Source organism: Corallococcus exercitus, from assembly GCF_003611585.1.
In the GTDB taxonomy this organism is placed as follows: Bacteria; Myxococcota; Myxococcia; order Myxococcales; family Myxococcaceae; genus Corallococcus; species Corallococcus exercitus.
On record NZ_RAVW01000846.1, the window covers coordinates 1 to 750 of the forward strand.

The following is a 750-nucleotide window of genomic DNA, read 5'->3' on the forward strand; positions in this document are numbered from 1 at the left end:
GGGCGAAGAGGGGGCGGCGGGGCTCCACCGCGGCGCCGGGCTCGTCGTCGTCGCGCGGCAGCACGGGTTCGCGCGGGGCGTTGAGCACGTCGTAGATGAAGGTGCCGCCGGGGGCCAGGTGGTGGCGCACGGTGGCGAGGAACGCCTCCAGGTCGTCGCGCCCGGCCATCAGCCCCAGCGCGTGCTGCGGGGCGAGCACCAGGGGGAACTGCTCCGGCAGCCGCAGCGCGCGGGGGTCGGCGGCCATGAGGCGCGTGCGCCCGGAGACGTCCGGGGATTCGGAAGGACGGCGCTCCTCGGCGGAGCGGATCATCGCCTCGGAGGGGTCCACGCCCACGGTGGTGAAGCCATGGCCCGCCAGCGCCCAGGGCACGCGGCCATTGGCGGCGCCCAGCACCAGCACGGGCCCGCCGTGTTCGGAGGCCTGCCGTGTGTAGAAGACGAGGTCCGGCTCCTGTCCCACGAGGGACAGCGGGGTGCGGCCGCGTGCGTCGTTCCCAGCCATTGCCCAGGCCCTAGCACGGTTGGGGGGCGCTTCGGGAACCCGGCATTCACACATTGGGTAAACGGTTGCCCACCCGCTGTCGCTCAACGGACGCCCACCGCCAGCGTTCCGACGGTTCCCGGCCCTCCGGGGCTGGCACCCTCCTTGCCTGGAAGGCCTCGAACGAGGAGGTCCGGCAAGGGGACCTTCCGCAGCGCGAGTGTGAGGTGGGCGTCATATGAGGCACGGGTGGCGGTGGACGGGGG

General features: G+C 73.6%; 1 protein-coding gene. It reads right to left on the reverse strand.

Annotation, left to right across the window (positions count from 1 at the left end; genetic code table 11):
* The coding region (locus D7W79_RS42475; protein ID WP_147442376.1) for a class I SAM-dependent methyltransferase at window positions 1–505 on the reverse strand (505 nt) is incomplete at its 3' end.
* Between the last annotated feature and the right edge of the window lie 245 nt (window positions 506–750).